At 43.1% G+C, this 14,785-nt stretch carries 13 protein-coding genes; 5 read left to right on the forward strand and 8 right to left on the reverse strand.

What is annotated here, in order from left to right; translation table 11 throughout:
- Positions 1-98 precede the first annotated feature (98 nt).
- From ABD744_RS06130 to ABD744_RS06140, 3 genes are all read right to left on the reverse strand, one after another.
- Positions 99-695, reverse strand: a complete 597-nt coding sequence (locus ABD744_RS06130; RefSeq protein ID WP_344796500.1) for a hypothetical protein — start codon at positions 693-695, stop codon at positions 99-101.
- Positions 692-2,125, reverse strand: a complete 1,434-nt coding sequence (locus ABD744_RS06135; RefSeq protein WP_344796502.1) for a hypothetical protein — start codon at positions 2,123-2,125, stop codon at positions 692-694. Before ABD744_RS06135 ends, ABD744_RS06130 begins: the two co-directional genes overlap by 4 nt.
- 99 nt (positions 2,126-2,224) lie before the next feature.
- Positions 2,225-3,256, reverse strand: coding sequence for a phospholipase C/P1 nuclease family protein (locus ABD744_RS06140; protein ID WP_344796504.1), 1,032 nt, complete (start codon positions 3,254-3,256; stop codon positions 2,225-2,227).
- Between the two features lie 293 nt (positions 3,257-3,549).
- Between ABD744_RS06140 and mog the strand changes: the two genes are divergently transcribed.
- Complete coding sequence (gene mog, locus ABD744_RS06145) at positions 3,550-4,083, forward strand: molybdopterin adenylyltransferase (RefSeq protein WP_344796506.1); 534 nt, start codon at positions 3,550-3,552, stop codon at positions 4,081-4,083.
- A gap of 190 nt (positions 4,084-4,273) precedes the next feature.
- On the forward strand, positions 4,274-4,957 hold the full coding sequence (locus tag ABD744_RS06150; protein WP_344796508.1) for an endonuclease: 684 nt from the start codon (positions 4,274-4,276) through the stop codon (positions 4,955-4,957).
- Positions 4,958-5,095: 138 nt separating this feature from the next.
- Here the strand turns inward: ABD744_RS06150 and ABD744_RS06155 are convergent, their stop codons facing one another.
- From ABD744_RS06155 to ABD744_RS06175, 5 genes are all read right to left on the reverse strand, one after another.
- On the reverse strand, positions 5,096-5,785 hold the full coding sequence (locus ABD744_RS06155; RefSeq protein WP_344796510.1) for a restriction endonuclease: 690 nt from the start codon (positions 5,783-5,785) through the stop codon (positions 5,096-5,098).
- Between the two features lie 61 nt (positions 5,786-5,846).
- On the reverse strand, positions 5,847-6,509 hold the full coding sequence (locus tag ABD744_RS06160; protein WP_344796512.1) for a hypothetical protein: 663 nt from the start codon (positions 6,507-6,509) through the stop codon (positions 5,847-5,849).
- Between the two features lie 51 nt (positions 6,510-6,560).
- Positions 6,561-7,718: an AlbA family DNA-binding domain-containing protein gene (locus tag ABD744_RS06165; RefSeq protein WP_344796514.1), complete on the reverse strand. Its 1,158-nt coding sequence runs from the start codon at positions 7,716-7,718 to the stop codon at positions 6,561-6,563.
- 286 nt (positions 7,719-8,004) lie between these two features.
- Complete coding sequence (locus tag ABD744_RS06170; RefSeq protein WP_344796516.1) at positions 8,005-8,397, reverse strand: hypothetical protein; 393 nt, start codon at positions 8,395-8,397, stop codon at positions 8,005-8,007.
- 420 nt (positions 8,398-8,817) lie between these two features.
- Positions 8,818-10,869 (reverse strand): serine/threonine-protein kinase, encoded by a 2,052-nt coding sequence (locus ABD744_RS06175; protein ID WP_344796518.1) that lies wholly within the window; start codon positions 10,867-10,869, stop codon positions 8,818-8,820.
- Between the two features lie 364 nt (positions 10,870-11,233).
- Between ABD744_RS06175 and tagH the strand changes: the two genes are divergently transcribed.
- Genes tagH through tssK form a run of 3 tightly spaced genes read left to right on the forward strand, consistent with a single transcriptional unit; the run spans position 11,234 to position 14,755 of the window.
- Complete coding sequence (gene tagH, locus ABD744_RS06180; RefSeq protein ID WP_344796520.1) at positions 11,234-12,673, forward strand: type VI secretion system-associated FHA domain protein TagH; 1,440 nt, start codon at positions 11,234-11,236, stop codon at positions 12,671-12,673.
- A gap of 56 nt (positions 12,674-12,729) precedes the next feature.
- Positions 12,730-13,392, forward strand: a complete 663-nt coding sequence (tssJ, locus tag ABD744_RS06185) for a type VI secretion system lipoprotein TssJ (RefSeq protein WP_344796522.1) — start codon at positions 12,730-12,732, stop codon at positions 13,390-13,392.
- 34 nt (positions 13,393-13,426) lie between these two features.
- Positions 13,427-14,755: a type VI secretion system baseplate subunit TssK gene (tssK, locus tag ABD744_RS06190; RefSeq protein ID WP_344796524.1), complete on the forward strand. Its 1,329-nt coding sequence runs from the start codon at positions 13,427-13,429 to the stop codon at positions 14,753-14,755.
- Positions 14,756-14,785 lie beyond the last annotated feature (30 nt).

Consider the following 14,785-nt stretch of genomic DNA (forward strand, 5'->3'; position numbering starts at 1 on the left):
TTATAGCGAAGTCGCCTCAGAAATCATCATTGTTAAATCCTGGTAATACGACCTCAAAACTATTGGACGCTACAGGATGGCCTTGATTGGTGTTCTGTTTATTGGTTTATTTTCTGTTGCAGCTCCTGAGACATGGCCTGAATACGTCTCACTTTTTCTCTGGCGACTTCAATTTCATGGTCGGGCATGCCGGCCGCTTCTGCTTCCTGAATGCTTTCCTGAAGCCGATTAATTTTTTCTGGTGCCGCCGCCAGAAATGCTTGATATACCTTCTTGGTTTGGTCGGTTTCGTAACTCAGATATTGTTCCGGTTGAGTTAATTGTTCCTCGTTGGGTAAATCGAGTCGATCATCAACCGGCGTGATGTTTGGTGTCCGGTCGTCACCATTCAGTCTGGAATCAGCAAATGACTTGATAGCCTCTGTTTCTGCTAAGGAGGGCGATGACATGACTTCTAGCGGTTTTTCGTTGATTTGAGTTTGTGTGTCTTGAACTGGTGTCTTGGATTCTTGGCGAGAATCAACAACTGTGTTGGGGAAAGCTACGGATGTTTCGGCTATGTTAGAAGGCCCGTCTGTTGTTTGCTTCACTAGGATGTTGCTGTTTGAGCTTACCCATTGGAAAACCAAGACAAGCGAAGCTAACGCGAATAACCCGCCAGCCACAGAGATTTGGGTGAATGTGATTTTTTTCATAAACGGTTCTGAGCCGAGTTGCCTGTCCAGCTGTTAAACGATTGACAGAGTTGATGGTTATGAGGTTGTTCAATAGCTCGAATCAATGCTGACCTGAGTGCTGAATAGGGCTTTGAAAGCAAAATGACCGCTTGCTCATGCAGCAGTTTGCTGGTGTGTTGCCATTGTTGGATAAGCTGTTGTTTCGCGATATTTCTGCTGGCTTGATAACGTACGGCTTCATTGTTGGCCGGGATAAACCCTGTTTCCTTGGACGTTACCTCGACTAAATACCAGCCGGGCTCGGTGTTTTTAAGTTGTGGCGCCCGTATGGGTTTGCCCAGAGTATTTTCTTTAGAAACCAGCATTACGTTTGCCAGCCACATATTTTTTGCTTCCGACCGGGTTAGCTTGGTTATTTGAGCATTGTTTGGCGATGAAGCAGAGGCTTTTGCGGGTTTTACTCCGGTTATGTCGTTGAGAATGCTTTGGTAGCTGTTGCCATTTGCTCTGGATTCTCTGGCTTGTTCACATAGGGCCTGGTTCTCGCATTGAATGGCCCAGCCTGAAGCGCTTTCGGTAATCTTGAATTGATCTTTATTGTTGAAGTAATAACTCAGAATGGCTTGTTGGGAAATTGATTTAGCGGCTTCTTTCAGGGCCGTATTGTCATCGTGCATGTGCTCTGTCAAACCTTGCAGGGTCATGCTTTTGTCGCTGACGAGCTGATTTTTGGCAACGGATTGAATGGTGGATAATTCTTGTTGGGTCAGTTTTTGAGTGTGCTTTACCCAAGCCTGGATCATATATTGGTGCGCATGGCGGTTAATCAGTGTGGCTACGTGTTTGATGTTTCTTTGATGGAAGGCCATTTTTCCTTGCAGATTTTGACTGGTGTACAAGGTTTTGAGGTCAAGTGTGGCGCTATTGGCTTTGGGGTAATGGTAAGTGGCTAATTTTATTTGAGAAAGCTTTTCAGTTTTCTCTGGACTGAGCGTAATTTCGGCTAAGCCTCTGGCTGGTTTGAAAAGGGTTTCAATGGCGGACCATTGCTCATTAAGGTGTGATGCAATCACTGACTCTGCTGTCGGCGCGTTGGCTCGGTAATCATTTCCGACCAGTCTGTTCAGTAAGCTGGTGGTGTGAATCGCCAGGCGACTTGTTTTAGAGAAACCGACATTTGTATTCCAAAGTTGTTGTTCGGTAAATCGGGCGATGGCGTCTTCTGTTATCAGCTGATTTTGAATGAGTTTGATAGCAATGGCTTCTTTCGATAAAGAGTTGTTGGCCGCTTTTTGAGATTGGTACAAGCCCTCGACCAGCCGGTCTGAGTAATGTGTACCGTTAATTACAAATGCGGTAGCCGTAGACAGACTGTCGTCTATGATGGTTTTCGAATGCGCGAGTGCGGGTATAAACACGACGAGCATCAGACATTTCAAAACGTTCATTTCTTGATACCTCATTGCAGATACTACAGAAGCAAATGGTGAAGCTTTTACTTCACCATTTGTTTTTAACTGCACAATGCTATTTCAGGAATAAGCCTACTACGGGTTTAGCTTATACGCTGCGTTATTCAAAATATGCACAACCATAGCAATGGCATGAGGAATAGTAACTTTCGCTACTTGAAGTCGATCTGAGTGCTCGGTGCTGTTCAATACCAAGCCACCGTGAGCATAGGAAATTGCACCGCCTTCCGTCAGAAGTGGGCGAATGTCTGTCGCATTAGGTGCAAGCGGTGTGAAGGATTCAAGCGCTGCAGTGACATCATTGAAGTTGTTCAGATCTTCGGAGTCATAGTAGTCTGCCACCCATGACTCCCAGCCTGAGTGGTTTAAGTCTGACGTTGTCCAGGTGTGGTGTGGTTGAAGTAAGTCAGTTGTGTGCATGACAAAACCAAGCGTTTGTGCTGTCGGTTGGTTTTGGAATTGTTCATACCAGTATTGGCCTAAGTTATCGATCGGCTGGAAGGCTGCTTTTTCAAAGTCTTCGTACATGGATTTACTGGAATATCCATCGTGACGGTAGTTTGCTTCTGTGATTCCGTAGGAATTGTACTCCGAATCTTCTCGGCCAAACCAACCGCGCATACCGCCTCGGCCATCGTCCAGATGGTCACCGTAAAGCCAGCTTGCAGCAAGGTTGTCTACAGTGCCCCATACGGTCAGCTTGTCGTAGTTGTAGCCACCTAAGTCGTTGCCGTGAACGTCCGAACCTTGTGTGTGATTCTGGAAATGCCAATACGAGGTGTACTTCACGATGGATGAGCCAAGCCCCCAAACCGGCGCTTCAACACAGTCGCCAGTGACTGCACCACAGATGAAGGTGTCTTCAAAGTCGTCTACATCGAATGCGCCCTGGCCAATGATTTCAGCAAACGAATCCACAGTGTAGCCTGCGGCTAACAGTGCTTCATTCAGGCGATTAAATTCAGTGGTTTCGGGGTGTTGTTGCATGTATTTAACTGCGTCAATCGCAATTTGTTTGTGGGTTGCTTTGGTGTATGCCTCTGCAGTAAGCGGAGCCAATAATGCCACAGCGGGGACTAATGCAAGGATGGATTTCGAGAGTTTCATAGTAGTTTCTTCCGTTATTATTTTTATTTGAATGATCGTTTAGTAATGTTAATTCGGCGTGACAGTCATATGAAAGGTTCACAAACACCTAAAAAGGATCACTAAAGACGAGGGTTACAATTCTTATGAGCATTTACTCGGATTGTTGGTGGGCCGTATTTTGAAGGGGCATCGACGTATATCAATAAAACCGGTGATTTTTGAATTTTTTAATGGTGCTTTGAGCTGTGTGGGTATGGATTCATGGGCTGCTGGTAAAGTTGCGGGCATTATCAAGCGTTAGGGTTATAAGAATGAAAGAACTAAGGATAGGCATTGTGACCGTCAGTGATCGAGCCAGTGCGGGTATTTATGAAGATGTTTCAGGCAAAGCGATCATTGCGACATTAAATGATTACCTGACATCTGCCTGGGAGCCTGTTTATGTGGTGATTCCGGATGAGCAGGAAGTGATAGAAGAAACCTTAAAGGACATGACGGACATTCAAGGTTGTTGTTTGGTCGTCACAACAGGTGGTACAGGGCCGGCAAAAAGGGATGTGACACCAGAAGCAACAGAAGCTGTGTGTGACCGTATGATGCCAGGCTTTGGTGAGCTAATGCGGGCTGAATCTTTGAAGTTTGTACCCACGGCGATTCTATCTCGCCAGACGGCTGGGTTAAGAGGCGATAGCCTGATTGTGAATTTACCAGGTAAGCCAAAATCCATTCGAGAGTGTCTGGATGCTGTTTTTCCGGCGATACCGTACTGCATTGATTTGATGGAAGGCCCCTTCATGGAGTGTGATGAGGCGGTAATAAAACCGTTTCGGCCCAAAGCGAAATAAACGTTGCTTTTGTTCAGAGATATTGTTGTTGCTCAGAAGCACTGGAGTAGCTTTGTATATAGAACATCTTGCCCAGAGATTTTACGCTTAAAGTAGTAAATTAGTTAATTCAAAAGTATTGGATTTACCTTACAATTCCTCACTGTTGATCGAACCGTCGGTTTGACTCAAGTTTTCTTGGAGCGAAACAGTGAGGAAATTCAGTTTAGTATTGTTGATGTTGTTTACCTTGGATGCCTACTCAGTATCTTCGGTCTCGTTTGGTAAATCGAAAAGAATTCTGGCGGATGTGTATGCCGATTACCAAAAAACGTTTTATTGTGAATGCGACTATTCTCGGCAAGGTAAAAAATTAGTACCTGAACTTGATAGTTGTGGTTATAAAGTTCGTAAACAGCAAAAGCGTGCTCAACGCATTGAATGGGAGCATGTTGTCCCGGCGTGGTATTTTGGACACCAAATGCAGTGTTGGCAAAATGGAGGCAGAAAAGCTTGCAAGAAAGATGATGCGTTTCGGGCAATGGAAGCTGATATGCATAATTTGGTGCCGGCTGTAGGGGAGGTGAACGGAGATCGCTCTAATTATCGGTTTAGTGAGTGGAATGCCAAACCTTACCAATATGGCGCTTGCAAAGTTTACGTCGACTTTAAAGGACGAAAAGTTCAGCCTCCGAGCGCCTCTAAAGGTGCCATTGCAAGAACGTATTTCTATATGGCTGACCAATATAATTTAAAGCTTTCCAAGCAGGATAAGCGATTATTTGATGTTTGGAACAGACAAAATCCGCCTGGTGCTTGGGAGTGTGAGAAAACCAAACGCATTGCCGAAATTCAGGGCAATGATAATGAGTTCGTTAGTGCTATGTGTAAGTAATACGCCATAGCTGACGTTGTGATTAGTTGAAGATTACTTCCGCTTTGGCTGTCAAAGCAGACATATAGCATGCCTTGGTAATTGGCGAACTTAAGCGAGTTCTACTTGGAAGTCATTTTCCGAGCACATTTAACCAACTTAAGTATCTTTTATACTTTGTTCACAAACCTCTAGCTTATCTTCAAGTTCAGAGATCATTGGCTCTAATGTATTCAATACTAACTTTAGGGAATCAAATTCACTTGGAAAACTATTAGTTAGGTTATCAATTGTAAAAGGAAATATTCCTCTGAAAGCTCTAGTGAGTATTTCATTACATAACTCTATAGTTGTAGCTCCAGAATAACCTGATTCGCCTAATTCAGGTCTAAGGCCATGTGCTTTTCTATCTGCTTTTGATATATCCCAATAACGGTCTTTACAAATGCCAACCCTGTCATAAATCTCTCTTAAACGCATGGAAATGATGTCATTGCTTGCCGACAAGCTAAGTTCAGCAAGAGATGTAACTTGAACATTTGTAAGGTTTGCAGCTTCGATAGCACCGCTTTGAAAACCCGACTCTGAAAGCAAAATACCTCTATCAACACCTGAGTCCGCTACAATTTCGCGTAGAGCTAAGACATGAAGTTTAGAAACCGGTTTTTTCCAATACTTACATTCAACAATCCAAGTAACATCAAAACCGGCATGATGAGAAGTAACCAATACATCAATATCGTGTTCAGTTCTAACACCTTTAATCGTTTTATCTGTTGTAGCCTCTAAGCCTAGCGACCTAAAAAAGGAAGCTGCTTCTTCTTGATAATCTTTCCAGTCTGTTGCCATATATCTCTAATTTGATTGAAGTCATACATATCCGCTTATTTGAGCGCAGCTAAGAAGATTCCTAAGTAATTTCATAATCAAACCACCCGTGGTACTTTGCTTCAAGTAAATCAGCAATTGCAAAGTATAGATCTACACCCTTAATTTTTACTGGAAGCTTTTCTAAAGCAGGAGAGATTTCCTTTAAGACCTTCCGTGGTTCAACAAAACGCCGTATTACTTTTAGTGTTTTCTCTTTATTTTCTACCGATACAATAGAGATGCAGTTACGCCTATATTTACCAAGCTCTTCTAAACTAATACCTTGATGATACGCCCATATATGAGACTCGGGACCAATGTATGAACCAAAACCTATAACTTCGAGATTTGACTTAACCACGAGATGACCGGAACAACCGATCCAACCAATTGGAAAATAGTAAGCCTGATTATTTTCTAAAACCTCATCTATCGAATAACCACTCTCTCTAGGATCAAATTCGAAGCCCTTAAGGAGCTTTGCTTCAGCAGCCCTTAGTAGTTCATCATTCTGATCGGATATAGGAGTATAGTGATATTCAGAAATCAGAGACTTTAGGTACGCGGCGTACTCAACATCTTTTCTCATTTTTTCCTGGCAATCAAAATGAAAACCTTTTTCGCCACACGAACAATAACCTGGACCAAAGATTTCTTCATCTCCCTCAACCGACTCGATATACCACTGCTCGAACTCTGACATGCTTTATTTCACTTAACGCCTGCCGCAACCTACCGCCAAAACGGTCACTTGTTACACGCACTTTTCATTCACAACTCTGAACGCCCACTCCGAAAAAGACCTTTCATATGCATATCTTTTTAAAATTGGATCATCAAATTCTTTAATTTCAATATTGGCTTTTTTTTCTTCTTTAAAATCAATAAAACTCGATAAGAGTTGACTAGTAATTTCATTCAGGTGCTGTTCGTTATCAACCAACAAAAATGGTAATTCAATGATCGGAGGTTTAATTTGAGTTTCAATTGGAAACGAGTAGCTTTTCTCTGAAGGAAATTCTACCTCCAAAGCTCTGATATGCTTGAACAGAGAAAATTCAATTGATCCCTTTTCAAAGTAGAATAGATCACAGTAGATATCAGAGTTATAGCCGTCATTAGCATCAGGGTGGGTTACATACTCAATTCTTGGAAAAGGGAACTCTAGGTTCTCACTTCGAAATCTCACAATAAGTATTTTATGTAATGGAATAGACTTGTATTTAAGTAGGTAATAAAATTTATCAGGTTTCTCAAATAACCCTTCTTCCCACCAAAACTTTCCGCCAGATTCCTCATCGCCATCAATTTCCATTGTGTAATCAGGGTCAATGTCATAAAACGCTTTGCTTAAACCATCATATTTCCAGTTATTATAATCAAGCAATATATCTGAAAAACGGTCAGACGCCTTTTTTGTAAGTCCAAACCTTTCGCGCCACATCGCTTCAATTTCATAAGGAGTAGCGCAACTAGTTTTAGGAGTATTCGAGTCTTGTAATCGAGAATACACAACACCAGCTCTTACAGTTGAGCCTTTTTTAGTCTCATCTTTAGTCAAGTAATAAGGCTTTTTGGCTGCATTAGCGATTGTAAGAATATCTATTTCTTTTCCATCAATAAATACGGTATCAAGCTTTAGTTCTGGTATTTTGTAATTAGCAAAGCTTTTAGTTCTCAAAAAATTGAGAATATCCGCTTGGGAGTAGCGGACATTATCATTGTTAAGACCAATTATTTCGTAATCGTCAGTAACACCAAAAATGATATACCTTTCACCCTCATAGATAATATTTGCCATGCATAAAATATCATGAAGAAGATCAAGAAGATTAGAATGGTGCTGTTGTTTAAAGTCCCACCAATCTCCTTCTTTTTTTTCAAGCACTAATTGTCTAATTAGTTCTAACATATCTCTCCGATCTTAGGCATGTAACGAGGCTGTAGAGAAACCCCAGCCTACTTTTTTAGTCCGTTTTGAACGCTTTTTTCGGCCTCAAATATGCCCTTTTCTTAAAAAATACATCCATTTATTGAATAAAAACAAATTTAGAGCACTCTCCTTACGAGAGATATTTTAGATTCAAGGTTTTCCTACAGCCTAAACACCGCCAGAATAATCAAGGAGCGATAGCGACGTGTCCATCACAGCGAGCATTGCAGGCTTGGTTATGTATTTTTACCGTATGCCTTTGATTTTATGACTTATCTTCATAGTCTCGCAAACGCTCTTTTACAATCTTTTCCAGTTCTTCCTCTGTATGAGTTTGATAACTTCCAAGTTCTGGAGTGAAATAAAATAGATCATTTAGTATAGCGAAGCTACATTTACGTACTGCTAAATTCGTCGACTGTTTTTCAAGTTCAATTAATATCTCTAAAGCTCCTAAAATGGCTGGATAATAAGTGCCAGCATGATTATTACCGACAGCAAAAAGAACTTTATTATCTAACCCATGGACTGCTCTCGACTCGTCATTTCGACTCAGGAGAATTAAAGCTTCTACTAACTCGTCAGGATCGAAATGTTCGGGCCCTGAGTATTTTACCCAGTCTATATTTCTGACTTTTTCTTCCATTAAATCAGCCACTTCAAACTCTTTTTTCGTCTTTTACAGCATTCAAAATTAAAATATATTTTATTTCAATACCTACGTTACAGTCACTATCTTACCAACTGAAAATGCGACATAAAGTCGTATTTCTGGAAATATTCTTACTGTGGTTAATGAGCGGGTAGCAAAGTCTGCTTTCTATTTGATAGAAGACGCCAGAAACATTCAGGTTTTTTGTCAGCTTTGGGGCAGAAGCGGAAGTTTTGAGATGGCAGTAGGACGACCGCCAAGGACATAGGCGGTCTTATTAAGTCGAAATTAAGCAAACTAACCTGTCAGATTAGTTCTGAGTATTTTACAATCAATGCGCCTTCAGACGAAGGCGCAGCTCTGGCTTACGATATCTGAGCTATTGTTATTCAGGTTTGGCCTGAAATCATACAACTCATTGATTTGTTAGATATTGGTGCTGAGGATTAATTGGTTTGCACGACGCATGACTTTGTTTGCTGTTCTGACTTGACGCTTTTTAATTAGCTCATCGGCAAGGCTTAGGTACTTGTTTGCCATGTTCTTACGTACTTTCAGAAGAGGGTTGAAATCCGCAGGCAGCTCTTTCGACAACGATTCTACTTCTTTATAAACCTTGTCCATATTTTCAACCGTCCGGCTGGTTTCTACCCTTTGATTGAAACTCTCGAAGCTGTCTTGGTACAGAACAGTCGCCGCTTGATAAGGGTATTCGGTCTCGTTTCCTGACGAAATGGCCTCTTGATATTTAGCAAGCGCGGTGACTGCTTCTTTAAGCTGTTGACCAAGGCTAATGAACTCTTGGGTTTCTTCGATGTTTTTAAAGAAAACATTACCTACGTTAATAAGATCTTCTAGCTGAACTGCATCATGCGATTTTATTGCTGCAGTGAAGTTAGCTTTATAGGTTGAGATTTCTTGATCAGTGGGTCTTGGGTTATAGGTGTTCTCAATATACTTGAGGGCATGGAGCAATTGATAGACATCATTTTCGTCCTCGGATTTTTTGTAATTGCCTTTACGTAACAGAGCATGAAGGCGTTCATCCAGGGCTTCCATTGCGGTTTGTTTGCCACGTTGAACAGAAATGGCTTGTTTGGCCAGTGAGTGTGAGTCCGGGTATAAGTCTACAATTTCATTCAGCAGTTCTTCTGCTTTAGGGTAATTAGGGTAAGTGTTTTCGCGGTCATTGAGCGCCAGGTCTACTTTCTTTTCGTAGGCATTTAAAAGTGCAGTGCGATGCTTTCTGATTAGTCCTTGCTTTTCGATAGCAGATGCGTCGTTGAGCTTAGGCAGTTCCATAAAGAATTGCTCAGCAGGCATATTACTCAGTGCATTTATGCGGCTGTCGTGGTTGTTCAATGCGGTGATTTCTGAAACCGACTGATTAATCTGGACTTGTTGTTGAAATGCAAACCAGCCACTCACACCTATGATGCCCGAAATGCCAGCAGCGAGCGCGAGTTTTGGCCAAGGGTTGTGGGTGAGTGAGGCAAAAACAGATGAAACATCCTTGGTCCGGCTTTCTTTACTAAAACTCAGTGCTTTGTTCAGAGCCTTCCATTGCGAACCATTCAAGTGTTTCGGTTTAAGTGCTGTTTTCTTTTCGGTTTTGGCTTTGTCGGCTGGCAGGCGTTCAAAAGGGTGCTTGCTGGTCAGCAGTTCGTAAGCCACGCAAGCGAAAGAGAAGACGTCATCTTGAATGGAGGGCAGGTTACCCGCCAGTAGCTCGGGGCTGGCATAAGCAGGGGTGTAACCACCATTCGGAGCGGTGAGGTTCTTATTTTCAGCCGCGTATTTATCATGGTTCATTTGCAGTGCTTGGGCTACGCCGAAGTCCAGCAGCTTGATGTGGCCGTCACGAGTCAAAATGATGTTGGCTGGCTTCAGATCCGTATGAACAATGCCGGATTTATGAGCGTAGGAAAGCGCCGCCGACATTTGCTCTAACAGTTTAATGGCTCCATCCAGCTTAAGGCCTTTGGGTTTAGAGCGCTTGATGATCTGATCCAGGGTTTCGCCATCCAGGTATTCCATTACGAGGAAATGGATTTCTCCATCTGAATCAACGTCATAGACCCGAATAATATTTGGATGCGATAAACTGCGCGTTTTATCCGCTTCTTTAAGCAGTAATTGCAAGGCTTCTGGTTGGTCTACAAACTGATGCTGAAGTACTTTGATGGCAACGTAAGCGTCTTTGATCCCTGCTTGTTCAAGGAATAAGTCCTTAGCTCGGTAGATATCGCTCATGCCGCCGGAACCGATTTTATTTTCCAGCTGGTATCGGTCTTTGATGCATTTACCTTCCAGAGACATGCTGGCGCTCTGTTTTTTCTTGGTTCTGGAAAGGTCTATCTGTGTGCGATCAGCGGAGGTCGTCGGTTCAGCAGAGGTGGTGGTAGGTTCTGCTTTTTCTTCAGTGATTTGTTCTTTCTTTGTTTCTGGTGTTTTAGGGGAGCTTTCTTTTTTGCTCATAGCAATCGCGCCTTCCTTAGCTTACTTCTGTACTGATTAATCAGTCCTTGTTGAATTGTCTATTGTCGAGTTAATTAAGACAACTGAACACCCGTGGACTCAGGTTTGTGAGGTAGAACAACGTACATCATTCTTTCTCTTGATTTAATGAGCGGGAGTTTAACACCTCACTTTGCTTTGGTGCGATGCGAAAAGCAGTAACTTGAGAGAATATTTTTCTTTTGTGGATTGGGTCGCATCTTTCGGGTTGACCTGTAATACCATACAAACTAACCTGCCCGCAGGATAAATACCCTTAATACGCAAGTATTAGACGAGAGTGTCAAGTTGGGTGATTTCAAAGGATTGGAGTGGAACATAGGATATGTTGCTAGAGTTAACTGTGGTTAGCTACCACCGACTGTCTCCAAGACAGGTTGCGGTTAAAACGTTTGATCAAATGGGCGGAACTATTGGGCGATCTGAGTCGTCTGATTGGTATTTGCCTGACCCTGAACGGGTGGTTTCCGGTACCCATGCGCGCATCGAGCAGCGTGGTTCTTCTTTCTTTATTACCGATCTTTCTACTAATGGTTTGTTTGTTAATCGCTCTGTGGAGCCATTAGGCATTGATAATGCGCAAATCTTGAATGATGGTGACTTTCTTTCTTTAGGTGAATATGAGATAGAAGTCAGAGTCGTGTCTGAAAAATCGACTGCCACTGAGCCTGTTGTAGGTGCGTCTTCTGTAGAGTCTCGGGTTTCTTCTCAGTCAAATTTAAAGCCTGATGTTGGAATGGGTATTCCAATGTCCGATATTGCAGGTTTGCAAGTTGCCAGTAGTGGCAGTAGCAGTAGCCCAAGTGCAGTGGGTCAGGCTGGTGCTGTCAGCTCCGTGAGTACTGCTGATCATATAAGTACTGTAGGTCGGGTGGAATCGGTTCAGTCAGTGGATGCAGCGAGTGTTTCTTCTACCTTGGATGATCACTTTTTGCCTCCTTCGCCTGAAATGATTCCGGAAGAATGGGATAACGAGTGGTCTGGTATTGAAGAGCCTTCATTGGAACCAGCACCATTGGTGGGTTTAACAAATACAGCCAGTGGAAGTGTTTTGCCGGAGGCTGTTGTTCCTAATAGTGGTTCTTCGACCGCGCCTTCACTTGTCGGCTCGGTTAAAACGGCGCCTACAAGCCCAGCCGTAAATACAAGCCCAACCCCAGATAAGAGTGGCGCTTCAGCCCAGATGTCCGCAGGAGATATGGCTGCGTTCTTAAAAGGCTTGGGTGTATCAAGTCAAATGATTCCTGCGGATGCTTCTGATCAATGGTGGGAACAGTTGGGTGTTTCCTTTCAAGAGCTATTAATGGGCCTTATGGGGATTCTGAGGGCGCGCTCGACGGTTAAGAGTGAGTTTCGGGTTAATCAAACGACGTTCCAGCAAAAAGAAAACAATCCACTTAAATTTTCTGCCACTGTGGATGATGTTTTTCATAATCTGTTTAATCGTTCGGGTGCCAGTTTCTTACCGCCGCGACAGGCCATTAAAGATGCGTTCGATGATGTGAATCGTCACGAAGAGGCGATCATGGCTGGAGCAAAGGGTTCAATTGTGGGTGTGTTGAAACAGCTTTCACCTGAGTTTATTGAAAGTAAGGATTTCAGTTCTTCGTTTATGGATAAAATGACGCCAGCGCGTCGACAGGCGAGGTATTGGGAGATGTATAAAGACTTGTACAAAGATGTGCATGGCGATATGTCTCAGGAAGGAACGCGTGCGGTCAATGATGAATTTACCGCTGCTTATGAAGCTGCGTTAAAGAAATAGGTTTTATAAATGCCAATAAAGGCAATTCAATCACTTGATTCAGAGGAGGTAAAGCAATGAAGGGATTTACAAGGTTGCATAAGCTGAAGCTAATTGCAGTTTTAATGGTGTTTTTGTTGTCGGGGTGTCAAAGCTTTTATTCTGCGTTCCCGCCTTCCACTGATTTCCATTTTAAGGTTGCAAATCATGTTAACCCGGATCTGGACGGAAGACCTTCGCCGGTGGTAGTTAAGGTTTATGAGTTGGCGTCAAGAACTCGCTTCATGAATCAGGACTTCTTTGTTTTATATGATGCGCCTGAGTCCGTATTGGGCGTTGATTTACTTAGAAAGGAAGAACTTGAATTTCAGCCGGGAGATCGTTACGAGTTTGATATGTCGCTGTCTCCGGCGGCTCGTTATGTGGCGGTAGTGGTTGCGTACCGTGATATTGAAAAGGCACGCTGGAAGGCTGTGGTTGAAGTAGATCCGACGGATTACGACAATATGTATGTTTATATGGATGAGCTTGCTGTTTACATTCGTGAACATGATCTGGACATCAACCGAAACGAACCACAGCAAGTAGCGGATAAAGATACAAAGGATTCCGAATTACCACAAGGTGTCAAAGATGCAGCACAAGATGTGGCTGACGAAGTGGATGCGGATGATGTGGTTAAAAAGCCGACGGCCAAGGACGTAGCGTCAGAGGCAAAAGGGTTGATCAATAAGATCTAAGCAGTTTGGTAAGCAAGCGAAAAGGATGTCATAGATGAGTGATTTTAGCCGGGTTTCCTGGAATGAGGGGATGTTTTTACGACCTCAGCATTTCCAGCAGCAAGACCGATATTTTACCAATACACAAGCTCGTTTGCTTGCTCAGTTGAATGCCTATGGCTGGGGTGTTCATGATTATTCAATTGATGAGCAGTTCTTAAGGTTGGGTCAGTTCGGACTGGAATCCGTTAATGGTGTATTTGCTGATGGTACATTGATTCAGTTGCCTGAACTGGATGACTTGCCAAACGCGATTGATGTGCCAAAAGGGTGTAAGGATGAGCAGGTTTATCTTTGCTTGCCGATTGATAAACATTCAGGTGTTAACATCAGCAGTGATGACAGCACCTCGATTACCCGCTATAAATTTTTAGATCATGGCGTAGTTGATAACTCTATTGGCGGCAGTGCGTTTGAAACCATTCAGTTAGCAAAACTGAAAACACTGTTGAAATTAGAGTCTGAAGATCGTGCTGGCTATGTCTCAATTCCGGTTGCCCGTGTCATCGAGTTAACGGATGACGGTATTGTTCGTTTGGATAAGAAATTTATTCCTCCTCTGTTGAATATTCAGCAAAACAGTCGATTGATGGCACTGGTTCGTGAAACGATCGGAATGATTCGCCAAAGGGCGGAAGCGCTGGCTGCACGTATTTCTCAGGGACAAGGAAGAGCCAGTTCCATTGCCGATTTTTTAATGCTTCAGGTGCTCAATCGTTATGAGCCTCTTTTCAAACACGTTGTTTCCACTTCGGGGACGCACCCGGAAGATCTGTATATCCAGATGATTACCTTTGCGGGTGAGCTTGCGACTTTCACTGCCAAAGAAAAGAGAACGCCCGAGTTTGAGAAATACCAACACGACAACCTGACTTCTGTGTTTGGTAATGTGATGGTTGCGCTTAACCAAACCTTGAGTGTGGTGTTGGAGCAAACTGCTTTGGCCTTGCCGTTGGAGCAATCCAAGTTTGGTATTCATGTTGCGCCATTAACAGACAAGTCTTTGCTTGAGGATGCGCAGTTTGTCATTGCGGTTTCAGCCGCGCTGCCAAATGATGATATTCGCAAGCATCTACCTGCTCGTATCAAGATCGGTTCAGTTGAACAAATCAGAGATTTGGTAAATAACCAGCTACCAGGGATTCCGGTCACCGCTTTGCCGGTTGCGCCAAGGCAGGTTCCGTTTAACGCGGGATATCACTACTTTCAGCTGGATAAAACCAGTGATTACTGGCCTCGACTGGCCAACAGTGGTGGGATAGCACTTCATTTGTCCGGTAATTACCCCGGTTTAAAAATCGAGTTATGGGCGATTAAAGGCTAGCAACAGGGCTTCTGATTCCGTTAATTGGAA

Origin of the sequence: Litoribacillus peritrichatus (assembly GCF_039537985.1) — a bacterium.
In the GTDB taxonomy this organism is placed as follows: Bacteria; Pseudomonadota; Gammaproteobacteria; order Pseudomonadales; family Litoribrevibacteraceae; genus Litoribacillus; species Litoribacillus peritrichatus.

Bases quoted from the DNA above. Each gene is read 5' to 3' on its own strand.
- ABD744_RS06140 (WP_344796504.1), bottom strand. From the start codon at position 3,256: ATGAAACTCTCGAAATCCATCCTTGCATTAGTCCCCGCTGTGGCATTA.
- tssJ (WP_344796522.1), top strand. From the start codon at position 12,730: ATGAAGGGATTTACAAGGTTGCATAAGCTGAAGCTAATTGCAGTTTTA.
- ABD744_RS06130 (WP_344796500.1), bottom strand. From the start codon at position 695: ATGAAAAAAATCACATTCACCCAAATCTCTGTGGCTGGCGGGTTATTC.
- ABD744_RS06165 (WP_344796514.1), bottom strand. From the start codon at position 7,718: ATGTTAGAACTAATTAGACAATTAGTGCTTGAAAAAAAAGAAGGAGAT.
- mog (WP_344796506.1), top strand. From the start codon at position 3,550: ATGAAAGAACTAAGGATAGGCATTGTGACCGTCAGTGATCGAGCCAGT.
- ABD744_RS06175 (WP_344796518.1), bottom strand. From the start codon at position 10,869: ATGAGCAAAAAAGAAAGCTCCCCTAAAACACCAGAAACAAAGAAAGAA.
- ABD744_RS06155 (WP_344796510.1), bottom strand. From the start codon at position 5,785: ATGGCAACAGACTGGAAAGATTATCAAGAAGAAGCAGCTTCCTTTTTT.
- ABD744_RS06160 (WP_344796512.1), bottom strand. From the start codon at position 6,509: ATGTCAGAGTTCGAGCAGTGGTATATCGAGTCGGTTGAGGGAGATGAA.
- ABD744_RS06135 (WP_344796502.1), bottom strand. From the start codon at position 2,125: ATGAACGTTTTGAAATGTCTGATGCTCGTCGTGTTTATACCCGCACTC.
- tagH (WP_344796520.1), top strand. From the start codon at position 11,234: ATGTTGCTAGAGTTAACTGTGGTTAGCTACCACCGACTGTCTCCAAGA.
- tssK (WP_344796524.1), top strand. From the start codon at position 13,427: ATGAGTGATTTTAGCCGGGTTTCCTGGAATGAGGGGATGTTTTTACGA.